Source organism: Phyllobacterium sp. SB3 (genome assembly GCF_040009165.1).
Lineage (GTDB): Bacteria > Pseudomonadota > Alphaproteobacteria > Rhizobiales > Rhizobiaceae > Phyllobacterium.
On the sequence record NZ_JBDYKI010000001.1, the window covers coordinates 211,462 to 233,290 of the forward strand.

Annotated in this window: 23 protein-coding genes; 13 read left to right on the top strand and 10 right to left on the bottom strand. The window is 55.2% G+C overall.

What is annotated here, in order from left to right:
* From ABKW30_RS01060 to ABKW30_RS01080, 5 genes are read left to right on the top strand one after another with little or no spacing between them, the layout of a single operon-like run.
* On the top strand, positions 1-1,773 hold the full coding sequence (locus ABKW30_RS01060) for an alpha/beta fold hydrolase (RefSeq protein WP_348596176.1): 1,773 nt from the start codon (positions 1-3) through the stop codon (positions 1,771-1,773).
* On the top strand, positions 1,770-3,116 hold the full coding sequence (locus tag ABKW30_RS01065) for a phosphatase PAP2/dual specificity phosphatase family protein (RefSeq protein ID WP_348596177.1): 1,347 nt from the start codon (positions 1,770-1,772) through the stop codon (positions 3,114-3,116). Before ABKW30_RS01060 ends, ABKW30_RS01065 begins: the two co-directional genes overlap by 4 nt.
* Positions 3,109-3,519 carry a hypothetical protein gene (locus tag ABKW30_RS01070; protein WP_348596178.1) on the top strand — a complete coding sequence of 137 codons (411 nt, stop codon included), beginning with the start codon at positions 3,109-3,111 and terminating at the stop codon, positions 3,517-3,519. Before ABKW30_RS01065 ends, ABKW30_RS01070 begins: the two co-directional genes overlap by 8 nt.
* Entirely contained in the window at positions 3,516-4,172 is a 657-nt protein-coding gene (locus tag ABKW30_RS01075; protein ID WP_348596180.1) for a lysophospholipid acyltransferase family protein, read from the top strand. Before ABKW30_RS01070 ends, ABKW30_RS01075 begins: the two co-directional genes overlap by 4 nt.
* On the top strand, positions 4,165-5,106 hold the full coding sequence (locus ABKW30_RS01080; protein ID WP_348596181.1) for a phosphatidate cytidylyltransferase: 942 nt from the start codon (positions 4,165-4,167) through the stop codon (positions 5,104-5,106). The genes ABKW30_RS01075 and ABKW30_RS01080 overlap by 8 nt, the downstream gene beginning before the upstream one ends.
* Positions 5,107-5,117: 11 nt before the next feature.
* On the opposite strand, the gene ABKW30_RS01085 is transcribed toward ABKW30_RS01080, so the two are convergent.
* Positions 5,118-6,272, bottom strand: coding sequence for a fumarylacetoacetate hydrolase family protein (locus tag ABKW30_RS01085; protein ID WP_348596182.1), 1,155 nt, complete (start codon positions 6,270-6,272; stop codon positions 5,118-5,120).
* A gap of 241 nt (positions 6,273-6,513) precedes the next feature.
* On the opposite strand from ABKW30_RS01085, the gene ABKW30_RS01090 reads away from it, so the two are divergent.
* The 6 genes from ABKW30_RS01090 to ABKW30_RS01115 all read left to right on the top strand — a co-directional run bounded on the left by ABKW30_RS01090 (position 6,514) and on the right by ABKW30_RS01115 (position 12,669).
* A complete protein-coding gene (locus ABKW30_RS01090) occupies positions 6,514-7,386 on the top strand; it encodes a DMT family transporter (RefSeq protein ID WP_348596183.1) in 873 nt (290 codons plus the stop codon).
* A 106-nt stretch (positions 7,387-7,492) separates the two neighbouring features.
* On the top strand, positions 7,493-8,980 hold the full coding sequence (locus tag ABKW30_RS01095; RefSeq protein WP_348596184.1) for a CHASE3 domain-containing protein: 1,488 nt from the start codon (positions 7,493-7,495) through the stop codon (positions 8,978-8,980).
* Between the two features lie 3 nt (positions 8,981-8,983).
* The gene (locus ABKW30_RS01100) at positions 8,984-9,421 is read left to right on the top strand and encodes a response regulator (RefSeq protein WP_348596186.1); all 438 of its coding nucleotides are present in this window, start codon (positions 8,984-8,986) and stop codon (positions 9,419-9,421) included.
* A gap of 14 nt (positions 9,422-9,435) precedes the next feature.
* Entirely contained in the window at positions 9,436-10,470 is a 1,035-nt protein-coding gene (locus ABKW30_RS01105) for a histidine kinase dimerization/phosphoacceptor domain -containing protein (RefSeq protein ID WP_348596187.1), read from the top strand.
* A gap of 151 nt (positions 10,471-10,621) precedes the next feature.
* Positions 10,622-11,230, top strand: a complete 609-nt coding sequence (locus ABKW30_RS01110) for a TRAP transporter small permease subunit (RefSeq protein ID WP_348596188.1) — start codon at positions 10,622-10,624, stop codon at positions 11,228-11,230.
* The gene (locus ABKW30_RS01115) at positions 11,227-12,669 is read left to right on the top strand and encodes a TRAP transporter large permease subunit (RefSeq protein ID WP_348596189.1); all 1,443 of its coding nucleotides are present in this window, start codon (positions 11,227-11,229) and stop codon (positions 12,667-12,669) included. The genes ABKW30_RS01110 and ABKW30_RS01115 overlap by 4 nt, the downstream gene beginning before the upstream one ends.
* A 36-nt stretch (positions 12,670-12,705) precedes the next feature.
* On the opposite strand, the gene ABKW30_RS01120 is transcribed toward ABKW30_RS01115, so the two are convergent.
* The gene (locus ABKW30_RS01120; RefSeq protein ID WP_348596191.1) at positions 12,706-13,260 is read right to left on the bottom strand and encodes a DNA-3-methyladenine glycosylase; all 555 of its coding nucleotides are present in this window, start codon (positions 13,258-13,260) and stop codon (positions 12,706-12,708) included.
* Positions 13,257-13,463 carry a hypothetical protein gene (locus ABKW30_RS01125; RefSeq protein ID WP_348596193.1) on the bottom strand — a complete coding sequence of 69 codons (207 nt, stop codon included), beginning with the start codon at positions 13,461-13,463 and terminating at the stop codon, positions 13,257-13,259. The genes ABKW30_RS01120 and ABKW30_RS01125 overlap by 4 nt, the downstream gene beginning before the upstream one ends.
* Before the next feature lie 41 nt (positions 13,464-13,504).
* On the opposite strand from ABKW30_RS01125, the gene ABKW30_RS01130 reads away from it, so the two are divergent.
* Both ABKW30_RS01130 and ABKW30_RS01135 read left to right on the top strand, forming a co-directional pair.
* Positions 13,505-14,416 carry a hypothetical protein gene (locus ABKW30_RS01130; protein ID WP_348596195.1) on the top strand — a complete coding sequence of 304 codons (912 nt, stop codon included), beginning with the start codon at positions 13,505-13,507 and terminating at the stop codon, positions 14,414-14,416.
* Between the two features lie 128 nt (positions 14,417-14,544).
* Positions 14,545-14,955 (top strand): DoxX family protein, encoded by a 411-nt coding sequence (locus ABKW30_RS01135; RefSeq protein ID WP_348596196.1) that lies wholly within the window; start codon positions 14,545-14,547, stop codon positions 14,953-14,955.
* On the opposite strand, the gene ABKW30_RS01140 is transcribed toward ABKW30_RS01135, so the two are convergent.
* The 7 genes from ABKW30_RS01140 to ABKW30_RS01170 form a co-directional block, all read right to left on the bottom strand.
* Positions 14,948-15,298 (bottom strand): DUF779 domain-containing protein, encoded by a 351-nt coding sequence (locus tag ABKW30_RS01140; protein ID WP_348596197.1) that lies wholly within the window; start codon positions 15,296-15,298, stop codon positions 14,948-14,950. The genes ABKW30_RS01135 and ABKW30_RS01140 overlap by 8 nt on opposite strands.
* Positions 15,299-15,477: 179 nt before the next feature.
* Positions 15,478-16,995, bottom strand: coding sequence for an aldehyde dehydrogenase (gene adh / locus ABKW30_RS01145; RefSeq protein WP_348596198.1), 1,518 nt, complete (start codon positions 16,993-16,995; stop codon positions 15,478-15,480).
* Positions 16,996-17,177: 182 nt separating this feature from the next.
* Positions 17,178-18,149: a GAF domain-containing protein gene (locus tag ABKW30_RS01150; RefSeq protein WP_348596199.1), complete on the bottom strand. Its 972-nt coding sequence runs from the start codon at positions 18,147-18,149 to the stop codon at positions 17,178-17,180.
* A gap of 65 nt (positions 18,150-18,214) precedes the next feature.
* On the bottom strand, positions 18,215-19,249 hold the full coding sequence (locus tag ABKW30_RS01155) for a hypothetical protein (protein ID WP_348596200.1): 1,035 nt from the start codon (positions 19,247-19,249) through the stop codon (positions 18,215-18,217).
* The gene (locus ABKW30_RS01160) at positions 19,242-20,027 is read right to left on the bottom strand and encodes an ABC transporter ATP-binding protein (protein ID WP_348596201.1); all 786 of its coding nucleotides are present in this window, start codon (positions 20,025-20,027) and stop codon (positions 19,242-19,244) included. The genes ABKW30_RS01155 and ABKW30_RS01160 overlap by 8 nt, the downstream gene beginning before the upstream one ends.
* Positions 20,024-21,019, bottom strand: a complete 996-nt coding sequence (locus ABKW30_RS01165; RefSeq protein WP_348596202.1) for an iron ABC transporter permease — start codon at positions 21,017-21,019, stop codon at positions 20,024-20,026. Before ABKW30_RS01165 ends, ABKW30_RS01160 begins: the two co-directional genes overlap by 4 nt.
* Positions 21,016-21,753: an ABC transporter substrate-binding protein gene (locus ABKW30_RS01170; protein ID WP_348596203.1), complete on the bottom strand. Its 738-nt coding sequence runs from the start codon at positions 21,751-21,753 to the stop codon at positions 21,016-21,018. Before ABKW30_RS01170 ends, ABKW30_RS01165 begins: the two co-directional genes overlap by 4 nt.
* Positions 21,754-21,829: the final 76 nt, after the last annotated feature.

Below are 21,829 nucleotides of genomic sequence, written 5' to 3' on the forward strand. Positions count from 1 at the left end.
ATGTCCGTTGTACCATCCCAAAATCCCGCAGATGCAGCAGAAGAAGCCACCTTCCGCACCCATGACGGAACTGAGCTATTCTATCGCAAATGGCCCTCAAAATCCGGCAAGCCCAAGGGCGCTATCATCCTGCTGCACCGCGGTCATGAGCATGGCGGGCGTGTCGCTCATCTGGTTGAGGAACTTGGACTTGGCGATTTTGCATTTTATGCGTGGGATGCGCGAGGCCATGGCCGCTCGCCCGGCGAACGCGGATATTCACCATCCTTTGCGGCCTCGGTTCGCGATCTCGACAGTTTCATAAAGCACATCAGCGAAATCGGCAATTTTCCAGTCGAAGACATCGCCGTCGTTGCACAGTCGGTTGGTGCCGTGCTTGCAGCAACGTGGGTTCATGATTATGCGCCGCCGATCCGCGCGCTTGTGCTCGCCTCACCAGCCTTCAGCGTCAAGCTTTACGTACCGTTCGCACGCGAGGGCATCTGGCTCTGGCAGAAACTGAAAGGCCAGTTCTTTGTAAACTCGTACGTCAAAGCAAAATTTCTGACCCACGATCCAGCGCGCATTGCTTCGTTCGAAAATGATCCGCTGATCACCCGGGCCATCGCATCAAATATCCTGCTTGATCTCTACACAAATGCCGAGCGCGTAGTGGACGACGCCCGTGCAATCACTGTGCCGACGCAATTGCTCATCTCGGGCAGCGATTGGGTAGTCAGGCATGAGCCGCAACATCGGTTCTATGAAAATCTTGCGCATCCGCTGAAAGAGCGTCATGTCCTGAAAGGTTTCTATCACGACACACTTGGCGAGAAGGATCGGGCAATCGCTGTTGCCCATGCGCGGCGGTTTATTCTGGAGCAGTTCGAAGCAAAGCCGGATAAGCTCGATTTAACAAACGCCCACCAGACCGGTTTTACCCGCGACGAACAGGACAGGCTTTCATCGCCGCATGACCTGCTTTCCTTGAAAGGACTATATTGGGCTCTCTACCGCGCCTCGATCCGTTTCAGTGCTCTATTCTCCAAAGGACTGAAAACAGGCGTCGAAACCGGGTTCGATTCCGGTTCTACGCTCGACTACGTTTATGAGAACGAACCACGCGGCATGGGGCCGGGTGGCAAGCTTATCGACAAGCAATTTCTGCAAGCCATTGGTTGGCGCGGTATTCGTCAACGCAAGTTGCATCTGCAGGAACTTATCGGCTTTGCTCTCTCAAGATTGCAGAAGGATGGCCGGACCACGAACATTCTTGATATTGCAGCCGGCCATGGACGTTATGTGCTCGATGCAATCGCCAAGTCGGCTGTTAAACCGTCAAGCGTCCGGTTGCAGGATTATTCGCCGATCAATGTCGATGCAGGTCGAAAATCCATCGCTGAGCGGGGTCTTGAGGAAACGGCAAGTTTCCATCAGGCAGACGCTTTCGATGGCGACAAGCTCGCTGTCACTGAGCCCGCACCTGACCTTGCCATTGTCTCCGGCCTCTATGAACTTTTCCCCGACAATGCGCTGATCAAACGGTCGTTGGCAGGCCTTGCCAAATCCATGGAGTCCGGCAGCCTTCTGATCTACACGAACCAGCCATGGCACCCCCAGCTTGAAATGATTGCGCGAGCGCTGACCTCGCACCGGGGCGGAGAAGCCTGGGTCATGCGACGGCGCACACAGGCGGAAATGGATCAACTCGTTGCGGCAGCAGGTTTCCGTAAGATTGACCAGCTTATCGACGAATGGGGCATATTTACTGTTTCCATTGCCGAGCGCACATGACCGAAAACACAATCGCCCCCATTGGAGATTGGCGTTTCAATCAAGCTGTGGCGAAGCGTGCCCTGATCTGGCTGCTTTGTCTCGCCCCGCTGTTTTACATCAGCTATGGGACGACCAATTGGCTCGCCTCCCAGCGTGCAAATGTCCCCAACATCACCTTCGCGTGGGAACATGCCATTCCCTTCCTTGCCTGGACCATTTTCCCCTATTGGTCGATCAACCTGTTCTACGGTCTCTCATTGTTTTTCAACAATACGGAGGTTGGGGTCGACCGGCTGGCCAAGCGTTATCTCACCGCACAGATTATCGCTGTCATCTGCTTCGTCGCGTTTCCGCTGACAGCGATCTTCCAGAAACCTCCCACGACCGGCGCCGCGGGTTTTCTCTTCGACATGCTTGGGGGCTTTGACAAGCCGTTCAATCAGGCGCCGTCACTGCACATCGCGCTCTTGACGATTATCTGGTCGCATTGGCGTGTCCGCCTGTCCGGCGCGCTTCGTTTGATCTGGCATGTCTGGTGCGCGCTGATCGGGATATCGGTTCTCACTACATATCAGCACCATTTTATCGACATTCCGACAGGACTGCTTCTGGGTTTGTTCGCTCTATGGCTGTTCCCGTCTCAAACCACCTCGCCGCTGGCTGCATTTCAGATGACAAACAACCCGAAAGCCCGGCGTATCGGCACCTACTATGCGTCAGGTGGCTTGATCTTCCTGCTTGCCGCAATCTTCGGAACCGGGTTGTCAGCAGCATTCCTGTTTTTCCTTTGGCCGGCTTTGGCCCTTGCGCTCGTATCGCTTGGCTACTTCGGTGGCGGACCCGCAGTGTTTCAGAAAAATTCTGACGGCACGATTTCCTTTGCCAGTAAATGGCTGCTCGCGCCTTATCGCCTTGGTGCGCTCATCAACAGTCGAATCTGGACACGCGACCTCCCCGCTTCAGTTGCCATTCGCAAAGATGTGCACCTTGGTCGGCTGCCGCGCTCTGCAGAGCAGTCGAAATTCGCAAGTATTGTTGATCTGACCGCCGAGCTGGCCAAACCCAAGCGTATGGACATTAGCTGGCATGCATTCCCACTGCTTGATCTCGTCTCGCCGCAGTCCGTTGAGCTTCTCAGGGCAGCCGACGCCATAGAACTGGCACGCAGCAAAGGACCGGTTCTTGTTTGCTGTGCTCTTGGCTTTCAGCGAAGCGCCGCCGCAATTGCAGTTTGGCTCATGCAATATGGCGGCGTCAAAAGCACTGCCGAAGCCATCAGACAGATCGAAGCAAAAGGCAGACAGATTCATTTAACTGAAGACATGCTTCTCGCTGCTCACGAGCACAACAAGCATGAATGAGCGTGCATCTGCATTTGCCTCCCGCCTCCAACGTCAGGGCCTGTATCTGGGAATCCTCACTCTTTTCCTGATGCTGCTTCTTTTACTTGGTGACGAACGCGGATGGGGTCACGCCTTGGCGGTCGCAAGCGGGCTCATCGTTTTGTTCTTTGCCGTCTACATGCTTTTCGATGCAGCTCTTTTCAGGCTTATCGCCTCGCATGCAAGCGAAGAGGAAGGTTGCCATGCCGTCGACACACTGCTCGCACGCCTGCATTTACGGAAGCTACCGCAAGCAACGCCTTTGTTGGATGCAAGAATGGCTGGCACAAATCGTCTTCTCTTGAAGCTGCATCTTGCTTTTGCAGCTTTTCTTGTTCTATTCGCTGCTATTACAACCTATGGGTTGTGGGGGCATCCATGAACGCAAAAACAATGATGAGACGAACCTGTGCAATGCTGCTTGCCGGACTGGCACGCGGCGTCACCGGCGTACGTCCGATCTGGCAGGGCTGCTCGCCGTCAGAGCGTCAGCGCATCTACTTTGCCAATCATTGCAGCCATGGTGATTTCATTCTGCTTTCCTCCAGCCTGCCGCCGCGCGAGCGTGAGCGTACGCGTGCTGTTGCCGGTGCCGATTACTGGAAACGCAACAAGCTGCGGCACATTCTGGCAAAAGACCTGCTGAACACTGTTCTCGTTGATCGTAATTGGATCGAACGTTCGGACGATCCCATGGTGATCATGATTGACGCTCTTGAGCAGGGAAGTTCGCTGATTGTCTTTCCCGAAGGCACCCGCAATATGACCGATGAGCCCCTGCTCCGCTTCCGCTCAGGTCTCTATAATCTGGCCGTTGCGCGGCCGGATGTCGAACTCGTGCCGTGCTGGATCGAGAACATGTCCCGCGTCCTGCCAAAAGGTGCATTCCTGCCGGTCCCGCTCCTCTGCCGCGTTGTTTTCGGAACGCCTGTCGTGCTTGAGCAGGACGAGGACCGGAAAGATTTCCTCAACAGGGCGCGCCAATCATTGCTCGACCTCTCGCCGGAACAGCAGAAGGCGCTTAATCATGGCTGAAACGGTCTGGCTTTTTCTTGGTCTCCTCGGCGTACTCACGCTTGCCAGTGCCATTGCAACAATGCTCACCTGGAAAAGCCGACGTACGACAGATGTTCTGCCCTCGACGCTGGTAAATCTCAATTCGCGCATCAAGGCATGGTGGATCATGATTGGCGGCATTTCTGTCGCCTTCCTCTTTGGCAAAAAGGGCGTCATTTTCCTCTTCGCCTTCGTCTCGTTTGCTTCACTGCGAGAGTACGTAACCCTTACCCATACAAGGCGCGGCGATCATCGGATTCTCATCGGTATGTTTCTGGTCATCATTCCCGTGCAATATTACCTGCTGTGGATTGAATGGTACGGCCTCTATTCGATCTTCGTGCCTGTCTACTGCTTCCTCGCAATGCCTGCCCTGACAGCGATTTCGGGTGATACAGAACGCTTTCTTGAGCGCGTCAGCGAGCAGCAATGGGGCATCATGCTATCGGTCTATTGCATCAGTCATGTACCGGCTCTGCTGACCTTGCCGATCCCGGGCTTCGAAGGCAAAGGACTGCTTCTGATCGCATTCTTGATCGTCACCGTTCAGGGCAGCGACGTGTTGCAATATGTCTTTGGCAAGCTGTTCGGCAAGCGCAAAGTCGCCCCTAAAATCTCCCCCTCCAAGACTTGGGAAGGCCTGATTGGCGGCATTATCAGCGCATCATTGCTTGGCGCATCACTGACATGGCTCACACCATTCACCTTCGTCCAAGCCGGTCTTATGGCAGGCCTTGCCTGTATCATGGGGTTCTTTGGCGGGCTCGTTGCCTCGGCAATCAAGCGGGATCGCGGCGTCAAAGATTGGGGACATATGATCGAGGGTCATGGCGGCATGCTCGACCGGGCGGACAGCCTGATTTTTGCCGCCCCGGTCTTCTTTCACATCGTCCGCTATTTCTGGGTTCCTTGAAGCAAGCCGCTCTAAAGCAGCTCCGCCTTGGCAAGATCACGTAGCAAGTGGCTCGCGCCATAGGTCCATGCTGCGCATTCGGTCGAAAGCCTCACGCGGTTTGATAAAGTACCCAGGGTCGGCGTGGAGATGGACACCACATCATCCATCTTGTGGGTGAAGCCCTTACCCGGACCATCGCGATCCTTGACCGGCGCAAACATGGTGCCAAGATAAAGCACAAGACCATCCGGATATTGATGGTGTCGTCCTATGGTGGCTTCCACCAGCGATTCCGGCGTGCGCGAAATCTTTGCCATATTCGAGGCCCCGTCGAGAACAAAGCCATCCGTGCCTTCGACTCGCATGCTTAGCTCAGCGTTCTTCACCGTCGCGATTGTGAAATCCCCATCGAACAGCCGAATGAACGGTCCGACCGAGCCGGAGGCATTATTGTCCTTAGCCTTGCCGAGAAGCAGCGCCGAGCGCCCTTCAACATCACGCAGATTGACGTCGTTGCCGAGCGTCGCACCGACAATCTTTCCAGCGCTAGATACGACAAGCACGATTTCCGGTTCGGGATTGTTCCAGCTTGAAATGGGATGCAGGCCCACATCAGAACCGTAGCCGACTGTCGACATTGGCTGACCCTTGGTAAATATCTCTGCATCCGGTCCAATGCCAACCTCCAGATACTGGCTCCATACGCCGCGCGCGATCAAGGCTTCCTTGACCTTCATCGCGGCCGGCGAGCCTGGCACAATCTGCGAAAGATCGGCACCAATGAGATTGAGCACGTCTGTACGCAGGGAATCTGCCTTTGCCTTGTCGCCCTTGGCCTGTTCCTCTATAACGCGTTCAAGCAGCGAGGCAACAAAGGTAACCCCGGACGCCTTCACCGCCTGCAAATCGATTGGCGACAATAGCGACGGCGCGTCGGAATTGCTCTTTTCAGACCAGCTATTGGCAATAATCGCGTCAATTTTCCCGATTTTTACGCCTTCTGCCTGCGCCACATATGTCGCCGGATTTTCCAGTTCGGCAATGTCGCGAACGGTTGGCGCAGTCTTGCTTGTAATGTCGAAAGCTTCCCCGTAACGCACCGTGATGACACGCGGATAGTTACAACCTGGCAATTTGGCCCTACCCAGGAGAACGCCTTCTTCAGGGATAATCGCATGAGACATGGTTCGGCTTCCTTCAAACTGGCAATGGGGTTTTATGGGCGGGGATAGGCCGGAAACGGGCCGCTCATATTTATGCGGCACATGAATGCGTCAATCAAGACCGAAGCTCAAAACAGTCTGATGCGGTTCTGCTCCTGACAACGGACTGTCAGCAGCGGCATCAACCCTTCCAGACATTGATTGCATGGCAGAGAAAAGCCGGTTCTAAGTGGTTTACTGACATGGCATAAGGTGAATGAGGATGATCTCGCCGTACAAACTCGGGCTTGTATTTGTAACGGCTTCCGCAATCGCCTGGAGCCTTGCAGGGCTATTCACCCGCGTTATTCCACTGGACAGCTGGACCATACTGGCATGGCGCGGCGTGTTCGGTGCGCTTGGCCTTGCCGCGGTTATTTTCATGACCGAGCGCCATCAGTCATGGGCCAGCATCTTTCGCCTCGACAAGTCAGGGTGGCTCTTTGTGGTCGTGTCGGGCGTCTGCATGGTCTTCTTTATCACGGCACTGAAGGAAACGACCGTAGCGCATGTTGCCGTCATCTACGCGACGATACCTTTCTGCGCCGCAACGCTTGGTTGGCTGGTCATGGGCGAGCGGCCGGAAATTCGCGCTGTATTGGCCAGTGTGGCCGCGCTCGCGGGCGTGTCGATCATGGTCGGATTGGGTAGTGAAGGCACTCTCTTCGGCGACCTCCTTGCCTTCGGCATGACCTTGGGCATGGCGGTCCTCATGATTATCGCACGCCGTCATCCCGATATCTCCGTCATGCCTGCTGCTTGTCTATCCGCTCTTTTCAGCTCGATAATATGCTGGCCCTTGGGCGATCCTCTCGCAGTGTCCAGCCATGAGCTGCTGCTGATTGCACTCTTTGGGATCATGGTATCAGCCGTTGGCGTTGCCTTCTTCGCGCTCGGTGCCAAGCTTCTTCCACCCATCGAAACCGCCCTGATCGGATCGCTCGATGCGCCGCTTGCGCCTCTCTGGATCTGGATTGTATTTGGCGAGATTCCCGGCAGCAGTACCTTGATAGGCGGCTGCATTGTCTTCGGTGCTGTCGTTCTTCATGTCATCTCTGGGGCATCAAAAGCAACGCCCGCAACCACCTTGCGTTGAGAACGATTGCTCTCACTGGTTGACGATTGGTCCGTCTCCGGTCATTCCTGACGCACATCCTTTTTCGCGCCGCTAAGCCGGTGCCTTAACTACTGGCAGACAATAAATGGCCGCGACCAATACTTCCTTCGCCCGCTCCACCTTGATCATGCTGACAGTTGGAGTGCTGATCCTGCTCGGTATCGTTGCCTCCACCATATGGCTGGTGGAGGAGAGCAGCGAGCGTTTCACCGAGGTTGTGACAGCACGCTCCATTCGCAGTAATTCGGCAGACCTTTTGCTGACGATGCAGGATGCCGAAACGGGCCAGCGAGGCTATCTGCTATCGCAGGAAGAAAGCTTCCTCAATCCCTACAAAACAGCGCTGGCAACTCTGGTTGCAAGAAGGGAGGCGTTAGGGAAAAGCGTCGAGAACAGTCCGAAATTTTCCTCACGTCTGCCGGAATTGGACCGGCTTATCGCCCTGAAGGTGGATGAACTCAATCGCACGCTGGAGCTTGCCGATGCCGGCAAAGCGGCGGAGGCCATCGAGATTTTGCGCGCAGGCGCCGGACAACGGGCGATGGAGGGTATCCGGGAGCTGTTGAGCGCCTTCACGGTCGATTCAGAACTGGACCTGCAACGGGGGATTGAAGAACAGTCCAGCGCCACGGCAGCGCTTCAGCGGGCAACCATTGTCGGTGCGGTGGCCATTGTCGCTGTACTCGGCGGCGCGATCTTCATTATTTTTCAGCACGTCCGCGATTTGTCTACCGCTCGCAGCGAGGTCGAGCTTCTCAATACCAGTCTCGAAGAGCGCGTCAACGAACGCACCGAGGACCTGATACGCGCCAATCAGGAAATCCAGCGCTTCGCTTATATCGTTACGCATGATCTTCGAGCGCCGCTCGTCAACATTATGGGATTTACCAGCGAACTCGAAACATCCCTGAAAGCCATACAGCCCTATATTCTCACGGATGGGGAACCGCTGACGGAAGAGGACGTGAAACTGGCACGGACAGCCGCCAGCGAGGATCTGCCGGAAGCGATCTCGTTCATTCGCTCTTCCACGAAGAAAATGGACGGGCTGATAAACGCCATTCTGAAAATCTCACGCGATGGCCGCCGTGAACTGAAACCAGAATCAATTGATCTGAAAGCTTTGCTGGAAGTGAGTGCGGCCAGCATAAACCATCAGGTTGCGGAACTTGATGGGACTGTAGAAATTTCGGAGAAAATGCCGAAGATCACTACTGACAAGCTGTCTCTGGAGCAGATTTTCGGCAATCTTTTCGACAATGCGGTTAAGTATGCAAGCCCCGATCGCCCATTGAAACTTTCTGTCCGCGCCTATCAGAATGGTTACAGATTTATCGGCGTCGAAGTTTCCGATAATGGTCGGGGTATTTCGGAAGATGACCTTGAACGCGTTTTTGAACTGTTCCGTCGATCCGGCCAGCAGGACAGGCCTGGAGAAGGCATTGGCCTTGCCCATGTGCGCTCTCTGGTCAGAAATCTGGGAGGAGATATCACTGTTAAATCGGCAATTGGAAAAGGCAGTACCTTTGTGCTACGGCTTCCTTCGGATTTGACTAAAGTAGTAGGAGCATAGGTCGTGCAAGGTACCGGCAAAGAAGTAACCATCGTTATGATTGAGGATGACGAAGGTCATGCTCGTCTGATCGAAAAGAATGTTCGGCGCGCCGGCGTTAATAATCCGATCCTGCCATTCACCGATGGAACCTCGGCCCTCGACTTTATCCTCGGCAAGGATCGCACGGGTGAAGGCAACAAGAGCAACTACCTCCTGATCCTGCTCGATCTCAATCTGCCTGACATGTCGGGCATTGATATTCTCGAAAAGATCAAAACCAACCCGCATACCAAGCGCCTGCCTGTAGTCATTTTGACGACGACCGACGATGAAGGCGAGATTCAGCGCTGCTACGATCTTGGTGCCAATGTCTATATTACCAAGCCGGTAGAATATGACAGCTTTGCCAATGCAATCCGGCAGCTCGGCCTTTTCTTCTCCGTCATGCAAATTCCTTAAGCGAACCGAGAAACATGCAAGCCCGAATTCTCTATGTCGATGATGACGCCGCGTTTGTTCGTCTGGCGCAAAAAGCGCTTGGGCGCTCGGGTTATGATGTTGTCCATGCCGATAACGTCGCTGCCGGTCTGGATATCCTCGGCAAAGGCGATATCGACGTTATTGTGCTCGATCACTACCTCCAGACGACAACCGGCACAGAATTTCTGAAAGTCCTGCGCGAGAACGGCATAACCGTTCCGGTTGTTTACGTCACCGGATCGAGCGAGGCGAAGATCGCGATTGATGCGTTGAAGGCAGGTGCTGCCGACTATGTCATCAAAACCATTGGCGAAGAATTCATGCCGCTGCTTGAAAGCGCGGTGGCGCAGGCCATTGCAACGGCAGAGCTGCGCCGTGACCGCGAACGCGCCGATATGGAGATTTTGCGCGGCAAGGAACGTGCCGAGGTCTTGCTCACCGAGGTCAATCATCGTGTTGGCAACAGTCTTGCACTCATTGCTGCTCTGATAAGACTGCAAATATCCAGTATCGACAATGAAGAGGTCAAACACGCTTTGACCGAGGCGCAGGCGCGCATTACCGCCATTGGCGGCATGCACCGCAGCCTCTATAGTTCCGATGATGTGCGCCAGGTCGAGATGGACAAGTACCTAGCCAGCCTCACGTCCGAGCTGCGCAGTTCGTTGGAACATACCGATCAAAAGCTGAAAATTTCGCTTGATGTACAGGACATACGTCTCTCTTCCGACCGGGCGGTATCTGTTGGAATGGTGGTGACGGAACTGGTCACGAATGCTTATAAATACGCATATCCCGGCACCAATGAAGGCGAAATCCGTATTTCATTTCTTCGTTCTGGAGAAAACAAGGCCATACTTGCCGTCGAGGACGACGGCGTTGGCTGGCAACAAACCGACCAGCCAAAGGGCACAGGCCTTGGAACCCGTATCGTCAAGGCGATGGCCACAAGTCTGGGTACCGGAATAGATTACACAGCGCGCGACAAGGGAACGAGGGCCGAACTGCTCGTCGACATTGCCGGCTGATCAGAATGGTCGGGATTCCGTCATTGCATCGTGCAAATCCATGGGTTAACTCTGTAACCCGCAAAACACCCGCTGATATCTGCAAAGGAACTGCGGGAGGGAATGACGCAGAAATTCGAGAATCTGCGTAACTGGTTTGGGAGGGGTCTGGATGTCGCGGTGGCTGACGGTCACAGGTTGGATCGACGAACTTAATCGTCGCATAAGCATTATTGCCATTTATTTTGTGCTTTTTGCATCATTGGTCTGCGCTTTCAACGCGCTGTTGCGCTACAGCCTTGGCGGGTTGATCTGGCTCGAACAGAATATCGGCGGAGCTGGTCTGTTCAGCGGCATTCTTGGCATTTATGGACGCAACTCCAATTCACTTTCCGAAGCGCAATGGTATCTTTTTGCCGGAATGGTCATGCTTGGCGGAGCATGGACGCTTAAGGTCAATGAACACGTCCGGGTTGATCTGGTCTATGGTTCGGTTAGCGAAAGAACCAGAACATGGATCGACCTGCTCGGCGGCCTGTTCTTTCTGCTGCCGATCTGCGCTTTGATGATTTATTTCACATGGCCGTGGTTCGTTCTCTCGTGGGTAACCAATGAGGCCTCATCAAATTCGGGCGGCCTTCCACTTTGGCCCGTCAAGCTCAGCCTGCCCGTGGGCTTTGCACTTGTCGGGCTTCAGGGCATCGCCGAAATCATTAAATGTTATCTCGCCCTGACGACCGATTACGTGCGTGAATTCGCCTACGAGAAGCCTGCCCAATGATGTCATTTTTCGCCGACAATCTTGCCCCGTTGATGTTCTTCGGGCTGATCATCTTTATGGTGATCGGCTATCCTGCAGCCTTCTCACTTGCGGCCGTTGGACTGTTCTTCGGATTCATTGCCATTGAGATGGGGGCTATCGGCCCGGACTTTCTCGGCAATCTTACCTATCAGATGTTCTCGGTACTCTCGAATGAGTTGCTCCTCGCCATCCCGTTCTTTACCCTCATGGGCGTTATCCTCGAACGATGCGGCCTTGCCGAAGATCTGCTGGACGGTTTCGGACAATTGTTCGGCGGTGTACGCGGCGGCTTGTCCTATGCGGTAATCCTCGTCGGTGCCATTCTTGGTGCGATCACCGGCACAGTGGCTGCTTCAGTTATCGCCATGGGCCTCATATCGCTGCCGGTCATGGCAAAATATGGCTATAATATCCGCCACGCCACGGGCGTTATTGCGGCATCAGGCACCATAACCCAGCTCATCCCGCCATCGCTGGTTCTCATCGTCCTTGCCGACCAGCTCGGCAAGTCTCCCGGTGATATGTATATCGGTGCAACCGGTGCCAGTATCGTTCAGGTTTTGCTGTTTGCAGGCTGGGTATTCATCCTCAGCATCATAAAGCCGCATTATGTACCGGCGCTGCCGCCTGAAGCCCGCACCTTGCGTGGCTGGCCGCTTTTCGTCCGTTGTGCACGCGGAATGATTCCCTCCCTCGCTCTTATCTTCGTCGTTCTCGGCACCATCTTCATGGGCCTTGCCACGCCGACTGAAGCCGGTGCGATGGGTGTTGTCGGCGCCATGGCCATGGCATGGTTGAACAGCCGTTTGACATGGAAGCTCGTCTACGAAGCAATGGCCATGACCATGCGGCTGACCGCCATGGTTGTTTTCATCCTTCTCGGCGCACGCGTATTCAGCCTGGTTTTCCAAGGGGTGGGTGGAAGTCACTGGATCGAAGGCATGCTGACGTCATTGCCAGGCGGCGTTGTCGGCTTCCTGATCTTCGTCAACATCTTCATCTTCATCATCGCGTTCTTTCTCGACTTCTTCGAGATCGCCTTCATCATCATTCCACTGCTTGCACCAGCCGCCAGCGCCTTGGGCATCGATCTGATCTGGTTCGGCGTCATGATCTGCGCCAATATGCAGACAAGCTTTATGCACCCGCCCTTCGGCTTTGCATTGTTCTACCTGCGAGGTATCGCGCCCAAATCGATCAAGACCAGCGATATTTATATGGGTGCAATTCCTTGGCTGGTGCTGCAACTGATTCTGGTCGGTCTGCTGATCGCTTTCCCGGGCATGGTGACGTACTTCCTTGATCCGGCAGTGACTGTCGATATGGAGAACTTCAAGATCGATCTGCCAAACGCTCCAGCCAATGATCTTGGCAACGCGCCATCCTTTGATCTCGGCCAACCACCATCGTTCAAATAATGGCAATAAAAACCGGCGAGCCAATCTCGCCGGTTTTTAACCCTCCGCAAATTTCCGACTGACAAACCTCGAACCTTGTTCCCCGAACCGCCATGGCGTTTCGATGGCCTTTGTCAGGCCAATACGGGGTCCGATACTGATTTCAGGCTTGCCGCTGCCATGTTCAAGAACGAAAGGTTCTTTGAGCAGCGACAGGCCATCATGCGACTTGTTCACGCCAAGCGCCTGCGCAAGTTTTCCCGGACCTGAACACAGCAAACGTAGATTGTCTGTTGAGCGGCGCTCTTGCATTGCTTCCAGACCAAGAAGCGGCTCCAATGCCCTGATCAGGGCGGCAGATCCGGTAAGACAGACCATGTTCAGGCACCAATGAATGCCATAGGAACGATAGACATAAGCATGAGCGGCGGGTCCGAACATCGTTTTGTTGGATGGGCCGGGCCCTCTGAAAGCGTGCGAGGCCGGATCGTCCTGCGTATAGGCTTCTGTCTCCACAATCCTCCCTCCCACACCATCGACAAATAGCAACATGCCGATGAGATCCCGCGAAACCTCGACAGCATTGCGTTGGAAGAATTCGGGCGTAATCATCGCACCCCTTTGATAAAATTGCGGTTTTTAAAGCGATCTTTGCCGGCTTCTGGAACTATTTCTAATGAAAAAGCTTTAGCAAATGCAAGGTCCACAATCTCGAAGATCTTGCTCACATGCAACACCTGGCAAATCAGGTAATTACAGGAGGTTTCCCATGGGCCGCGGTATTCTTCTATGGCTACTCGGAGTTCCGATTCCAATCATCATTCTCCTCTTTCTCTTCATGCGATAGGAGAACATCATGTCCCTCACAGAATTGAACGTGGGCGCTGACCCGACCACGGAATCCAGCTCGTCCGCAGTAAGTTGGGGGCCAATTATTGCAGGCTCCGTCGCAGCTACTGCAATCACGCTTTTGCTCACCCTGTTCGGTTCAGGTTTTGGCCTGACGATGGTTTCGCCGTTTGCTTCCGAAGGCGCATCCGCCACGACATTTGCTGTTTCGACAGCCGTGGGCCTCATTATCGTTCAGTGGATTTCGGCAGCTTTTGGCGGATACCTCACAGGCAGACTTCGCACCAAATGGTCCGGCGTGCATACCAACGAAGTCTACTTCCGTGATACGGCGCATGGGTTCATCTCATGGGCGATTGCGACATTGTTCCTCGTTGCGGTTCTGGGTTCTGCGATCTCTTCGACGATTGGTGCAGGCGTTCAGGCTGCTTCCAGCGTTGCGTCCGGTGCTGCCAGCGCGGCTTCTACAGCCGCAGGTGCTGCTGCCAACAGCGACTCGGCCAACTACTTTGTCGATAGTCTGCTACGTCCCGGTAGTCCTGCTGCAGCCAACGCCGAACAAGCTGGACAAGCCGCGTCGGAAGTCTCACGTATTCTGCTGAATGCTGCCACCACTGGCGAAATGCCTGCTGATGACCGTGCCTATCTCGACCAGCTGGTTGCCTCACGCACCGGCTTGAACGAGGCAGAGGCAAAGGCACGCGTTGATGGCGTTCTTACCCGGATAGACGAGGCCAAGAAATCTGCTCAGGAAGCCGCTGAGACCGCCCGTAAGGTCGGCGCAACGACCGTATTCATGACAGCGTTGTCCCTTCTGATCGGCGCTTTCATCTCAAGCGTTGCCGCCGCTATCGGTGGCCGCCAGAGGGATGAGGATGAAGACGGCTATCTGAATACAAACCCGGCTCCTTATCAGTAACAGCTCGGTATTATAGTAGCCCGCCTTGACGTTTATCAGGGCGGGCTTTTTTATTTTTTAAACCATTGTAGGAGCTACCGCATCTGCTTCGTCCTTGAGACAGTTACACACTCAATGGGACGAACAACATGGAAAACATTGCACATAATACCAACCTTTCCGGCAAGGCACTCTGGACCGGGCGCATCCTCAGCGGGATCTTCATTCTTTTCATGATTTTCGATGGCGGCATCAAACTCGTGCCACTCGATATTGTTCTGCAAACCAGCGCGGAAATGGGCTTGCCGGCGACCGTTGGTTTTGCACGCGGCCTCGGTATTCTGGCATTGCTGTGCACAGCCCTCTACGCTTATCCGCGCACCTCGATCCTTGGCGCAATCCTGCTTACCGGTTACATGGGAGGGGCGATACTCACCCAACTACGCATCGGAAATCCGCTCTTCAGCCACCTGCTCTTCGGCGTCTACCTTGGGCTGATCATGTGGGGCGGCCTTTATCTGCGCGATCGACGCCTACGCGCACTCATTCCCTTCAACTAGGAATCGCGCAGACTTTTGAACGTGTCAGGAAACGGACTTCCCGGCCATTGTCCAGCGAGAACATACCACCCCGGCCGGGAACCACATCGATGATAAGTTCGGTATGTTTCCAGACATCATATTGCGACGCGCTGATATAGACCGGCGCTCCACCGATCTCACCAAGCTTCACATCATTATCGCCGACGATAAAGTCGCCCTGTGGGTAGCACATGGGTGACGAGCCATCACAGCAGCCTCCCGACTGGTGAAACAGGATTGGCCCATACTCTGATTGCAGTGTAGCGATCAGCTCAAGCGCCGCTGGCGTAGCACTCACTTTATCTTCAACTATACCTTCCATACCTCCTGCCGAACCTTTCTTGTCCTCCAAGTCCTGGGGTAAAACCGTTTGGGAGTTCAGCCTGACGAGGCAGATGGTGCGGTTTTTGAGGACCGGCGCGCAGTGGACTTTTGGTCCATGAGCACCGGAAGCCGTAGAAAACCGCATCAGGTGCCCGTCAGGGTGTATTCACATCGGTTTTAGAAGAAGCCGAGTTTGTTTGGACTATAGCTTACCAGCATATTTTTGGTTTGCTGATAGTGATCGAGCATCTTCAGGTGGTTTTCGCGTCCAATGCCGGATTGCTTGTACCCGCCGAAGGCCGCATGAGCCGGATAGGCATGGTAGCAATTGGTCCAGACGCGACCTGCCTGAATGGCACGGCCAAAGCGATAGGACCGGTTTACGTCGCGGCTCCAGATACCGGCACCAAGGCCATAGAGCGTGTCATTGGCGATGGACAGGGCTTCATCATCATCCTTGAAGGTCGTGACCGACACCACAGGGCCGAAGATTTCTTCCTGGAACACCCGCATGCGGTTGTGGCCCTTGAATACGGTCGGGTGGACGTAATAGCCACCGGCGAGATCACCGGCCAGAACATTGCGCTCGCCGCCGATAAGCACCTCAGCACCTTCCTGCTTGCCAATATCCATATAGGACAGGATTTTCTCCAGCTGTTCGCTGGATGCCTGCGCACCGATCATGGTTGCGGGGTCAAGTGGATCGCCCTGCACGATTGCCTCAACGCGCTTCAACGCACGTTCCATGAAGCGATCATAGATCGATTCGTGGATGAGAGCACGGCTCGGGCATGTACAGACTTCACCCTGATTGAGCGCAAACATAACGAAACCTTCGATAGCCTTGTCGAAGAAATCATCATCCTCTGCCACCACATCCTTGAAGAAGATGTTGGGTGATTTGCCGCCCAGCTCCAGCGTAACCGGAATGAGGTTCTGGCTGGCATACTGCATGATCAGGCGGCCCGTCGTGGTCTCGCCGGTAAAGGCAATCTTGGCAATGCGCGGGCTTGATGCGAGCGGTTTGCCTGCTTCGAGACCAAAACCATTGACGATGTTGAGAACGCCCGGCGGCAGGATATCGGCAATCAGTTCTGCAAGCACGAGAATGGATGCCGGTGTCTGTTCGGCGGGTTTGAGCACGACGCAGTTGCCTGCAGCAAGCGCCGGAGCAAGTTTCCACACTGCCATGAGGATCGGGAAGTTCCATGGAATGATCTGACCGACGACGCCTAGAGGTTCATGGAAGTGATAGGCAACAGTATCGTGGTCGATTTCAGATATACCGCCTTCCTGAGCGCGGATCGCACCCGCAAAATAGCGGAAGTGGTCAATCGCCAGCGGCATGTCGGCTGCCGTTGTTTCACGGATCGGCTTGCCATTGTCCCATGTTTCAGCCTGAGCCAGAACGGCCAGATTGTCTTCCATCACCTGCGCGATCTTGTTCAGCATCACGCTGCGTTCAGCAGCACTTGTCCGGCCCCATGCATCCTTTGCTGCGTGAGCAGCATCCAGTGCGGCCTCGACATCGCTGGCATCGGAACGGGCGATCTCGCATAGTACCTGGCCATTGACCGGCGATGTATTCTCAAAATAACGCCCGGCATTCGGCTCGACGAATTTCCCGCCGATGAAATTGCCGTAGCGTTTTTTGAAGTTGGGTTTGACGGTTCGGTTGAATTCTACCTTGTTCATTGAAATTCCTCCCTGAAGCACGACGTTCCGGCTTAGAAGCCAACGGCAAACGCCTGCACAATTTTCATACCGCCTCCTCGCGGCATGCAGACAGCATTGCGCTTCGACGGGAATGTGTCATCCCCATCACTGAAATCAGGTTTAGGATTTGTCGCAATATTGAGACAGGAAACGTCAGAAACTCAGTTAAGGCCAAGCCGTTTCAGTTTACGATGCAATGTTGCGCGGCTCATGGCCATCATATTCGCGGCAATCGAAATATTGCCATCCGCCTTGCGCAACACACGTTGGATCACACTGCGCTCTGCCGCAGCAAAGCCTCGCTCCGCATCGGTATCCTGCCCAAGCAGATTTGCAGCAGGCAATGGGTTGCTAAGGCTTTCGTCCGTAAGCCCAAGCAGTGACCGCGCCGAACGCGATGCACCGACAACCAGGTCGTCTTCATCAACGGCAATGAGGGCATTCAACGCGCGGTCATTACCCAGATCCGCACTTTGCGCCACAACGATGCGGGCCTTTGGAAAAGCCAGCCGGAAATTCTCGGCCTCGACACGCCGCGCAGCATCGACTACGGCCATGGCAATCAGTTTGACGAAGCCCTCCGTCAGATCCGAACGTGCTGACGATACATCGATCGCTGCCATAAGCCGCCCGCGATGATCGAAGATCGGTGCAACTGTACAGGACAAAGCCGTATTGCGGCTGCGGAAATGCTGATCCCTATGAATTGTCAGGGCACGCTGTTCGGCAAGCGCGGTACCGATGCCGTTCGTACCTTCACTTTCCTCGCTCCAGACAGCACCAGTCCAAAGCCCGGCCTTGCAGAAGGTCGCATCATCACCCTCATAGCCGCGGCGATCCACCGGAACACCGTTCTTGTCTGCCAGCAGAACGCAGCAGCCAGCGCCGCCCACAGCTGAGTAAAGCCGGTCAAGCGTTGTTTCCGCCGTCTCTATCAACGAACCGAGATGCTCACGCGCCTCGCGCAATTCCTGTTCGGTGAGAATATCAGGCGGGGTGCCTTCATCCGGCTTCAGGCCATACAGGCGCATAGAGCGCCCCCAGGATGCAACCAGCGCGGACTGCGCCGCGGCATCACCCGTCAGTGCAGATTGAATATGCTCGGCGTGTAGGCCATCATGAAGCGTACCCATGGTCTCCTCCCGAAGTCCACGCATAGGGTGACGCCTGTTCTCGCCTGCGTCAAGTAACCTATTTGTCAGTGACCGGGCGTATCATCATCCGTCTCAATTGCGGTGCTTTCGCGGTCGAAGATTGTCTGCCAGCTTTTGATGCGCTCCACACGCTCATGATCGCTCTGCACGGATGCAAATGCCAATTGCTGCCGCAGACCGACACGCAAAGCGGCACGCTCTGCCCGGCTTGATGGCTTTTCAAAGTTCTCGCAGGGCAATTCTTCATTGAGGGCCGCAATCAGCCTTTTCTTGACTGCCACAGCCTCCTCCGGTCCATAGCTGAAAAACATGCGTTCGAATTGTGCATGAAGCGCCCAATCGAACTTTGTATCCTCGCCAAGCGGCCCAATAACCGGATTGCCCGGATGTAAAAACCCGCATGGCATCAGATGATCAGGGATTGGTGTATTGGCCGAATGGGTTCGCCCGGTTTTCAGGAGTTTGGGCAGGACGTGGGTATGGGGCCCGGCAGGCGAAACGCCGCCTGTGTCCGGTCCGCCTATCTTTTGGTAGACCTCGACGCGGCCGATATTTGTCAGCGCAACCCGATGCGGGTGCGTCTGGAAGATCGTGTGCATGACAGGATTGTCCGGCTCGAACAATGACCTACCGGCATTCGCCCGCAGCTCAGCCAGAAGCTTTGGGTCTGTCGTACGAATGCAGAAATCGCACTGGGGCAATGAAAGCCCCATGTCAAAAAGAATGCCCATGCGATCAATACCCCGAATGGCATTGTCGTCAGGGCCAAGCTCGGTGAGCACGGGCCGGGCAGCGCGGCGCGCCTGTCTTTCCGGCAGACAAAGCGCAACGGCCTGCGTCCACCTATGCGCGCGGGGGCTTGGCACTTCATAGGCTACAGGCACGATATTGCCGACCATCTTCGGGTCCAGCTCAACAGCTCCACGGCGTGTTGCCCGCGTCATGCTGCGTACATCCGAAATGATAGGCTGCTCACCCTTGTCCTGATGAAACTCTGCAATCGCCCCAAACGTGCCCATGCTCCAGCTTGATTGCCAGACCCCCAGATGCTTTGTCAAAACTGCGCGCAGATTATCCATTATTCTCTCCTGTCATCGCCACGGGCTGGACAATCAGTCCCTGCTGCGTGGTTTCGAGGTAGACTTCAACGCCGAAGACCCGGCGCAAATTTTCTCTCGTCAGAACGTTAGCGGGTTCACCATCGGCCAAGATCCGGCCGCCATGAAGAAGCACAAGCCTTGTGCACCAGCGGGCGGCAAGGGCAAGATCGTGTGTGGATGCGATCACCGTCGATCCGTCTTCCGCAAGGCCGGCGAATGACTGCATAAGCCCGATTTGATGAGCCGGATCGAGACCTGCTGTGGGTTCGTCCGCAAGGAGCAGCGGCGCTTGCTGGGCCAACGCCCGGGCGATCAGCACCCGCGCCTTCTCGCCTCCGGATAGCTCTAATGCGGAGCGATTCCGAAACGCTTCGATATCCATGCGCCGTATTGCCTCTTCGGCTATGAGGGCGTCCTTCGCGTCGGTAGCGGCGAAAGCGCTTTTGTGCGGCATGCGGCCAAGCATGACCAGCCGCTCCACGGAGATGGCCCACCCGATCTCGCGATCCTGCGGCAGATAAGCGGCAATTCTTGCGCGTTGCACTGCGCTCAATTGCCCGGAGGCTTTCCCATCAAGCAGGATCTCGCCACTGGACGGGACAAGTCCGAGAATGCTTTTCAGCAGTGTCGATTTGCCGGCACCATTCGGCCCGATCAAACCAATGAACTCGCCACTGGTCGCCTCAAGTTCAATGCCGTTCAGAACCTTTTTGGAACCCAGCGATACGTCCAGACGGGAAACGCGGAGCAAACTCATATCGCTGCCCTCCGTGTCCGGAATACCAGCCAGAGAAAGAAGGGAGCACCGACAATTGCCGTGAGTACGCCGAGCTTGAGATCACGGCCTGGCGCAATAACCCGCACAAGTATATCCGCTGCAAGAATCATCGACGCCCCGCCCAATGCGCTTACCGGAAGCAGCTTTGATGGCTGCGATCCGACAAGCGGACGTAACAGATGCGGGACGATCAGCCCGACAAAGCCGATGGCACCGGACACCGCCGTCGAGGCACCGACTGCAGCTGCCGTTCCAAGGATGGCCAGCCACTGCACCCGCCTGATGCTGACGCCCATGCTTGCCGCCGCGTCCGATCCCAACGTCAAAGCATCGAGCGAACGTCCGAGGCTGAACAGAAATACCCAGCCTATAATAATGAATGGCGCGGCAAGCTGCACATGCAGCATAGAACGGTCCGTAAGCGATCCGAGCATCCAGTAGACAATCTCCATCGCCGCGAATGGATTGGGCGAGAGATTGAGCGCCAGCGATGTCATGGCACCGGCAAGGCTCGATACCGCAACACCTGCGAGGATGATGGTGAGCACGCTGGCGCCCCTGCCAGCCAGCAACTGGACGATAAGTACCGCGACGACGGCACCGGCCAACGCCATAAGCGGCAGGGCCAGCGGAAACAGCAGAGACAATCCCGTATAGATCGCGATAACCGCCCCAAGTGATGCGGACGCGCTGATGCCGAGCAAGCCCGGTTCAGCCAGCGGGTTACGCAGATAGCCTTGCAGTACCGCGCCCGAAAGTCCGAGCGACGCTCCGATCATCAATCCAAGTAAAGCGCGTGGCAGGCGAATTTCGCGCATGACGAGAACAATCGCATCACCCCGTCCCGACAACAATGCATTCAGGCTTTCCGACATGGCCAGCGAGGCCGGGCCAGTCAGCAAAGACAGCGTGAATAACACAAGCGTCAGCAATACCAGGCAGACAAGGAGTAGCCAGTAGCGGTCTTTCATCGCTGTTCCGCCAGAAGTTGCACGGCGTCAACCGTAAATGGCCCGCCGCAAATCCAGTACTTGTCCGGAATATCAATCGGATGCTTGCCGTTCAGTGTCGCCCGGAATGCCGGATGTACCTGAGCCTCATAAGCAAGAGCCGGAGTGGGATAGGCATTGTGTGCTGCAACAAGATCTGGCTTGGCCATCACAAGCTGCTCCAGCGGCAATTTCTGCGTGCCTTGCATACCAAGTTTTTCGCCGAGATTTACAAGACCCGCATGTCTGACAACATCGTCCGCCAATGTGCCTTTACCGGAGGTGAGCTGATTGGCGTAATAGAGGGCTATTGTCGGCGCCGCTCCGGCTTTTGCCTGCGAGCTTTCCCGGATTCGCGCAAGCCTCTCATCCATTACACGGATCATTTCCCGTGCCTTGGCTTCCTGACCCAACAGTTTACCCATCCGGATAATATTTGATCGTATGTCATCGAATGATGATTCCGGCTCGAACTCTTCAACGCGAAAACCAAGGCGCTTGAGCATGTCTACGGTAGCCCGTGTCGTGTAGCTGCCGGCAATAATCAGGTCCGGCTGCATCAGGAAAATCTCTTCCGCCAGCCCATGATTGACCACATAGGCCTTGGCTCTTTCGGCCAGCACCGAAGCTCCCATGTCCCCGGCAAGATAGGAGACGGAATAGAGCTGGCCCTCATCCGCAAGCAGCATGGCAAGCTGATCCGTGCAAAGGTTCATCGAGACAACCTTTATTGGAGACACTGCTTGGGCTGACGAGCCCAAGGCAGCTAACAGGAAAAAGCAAAGAAGTAAT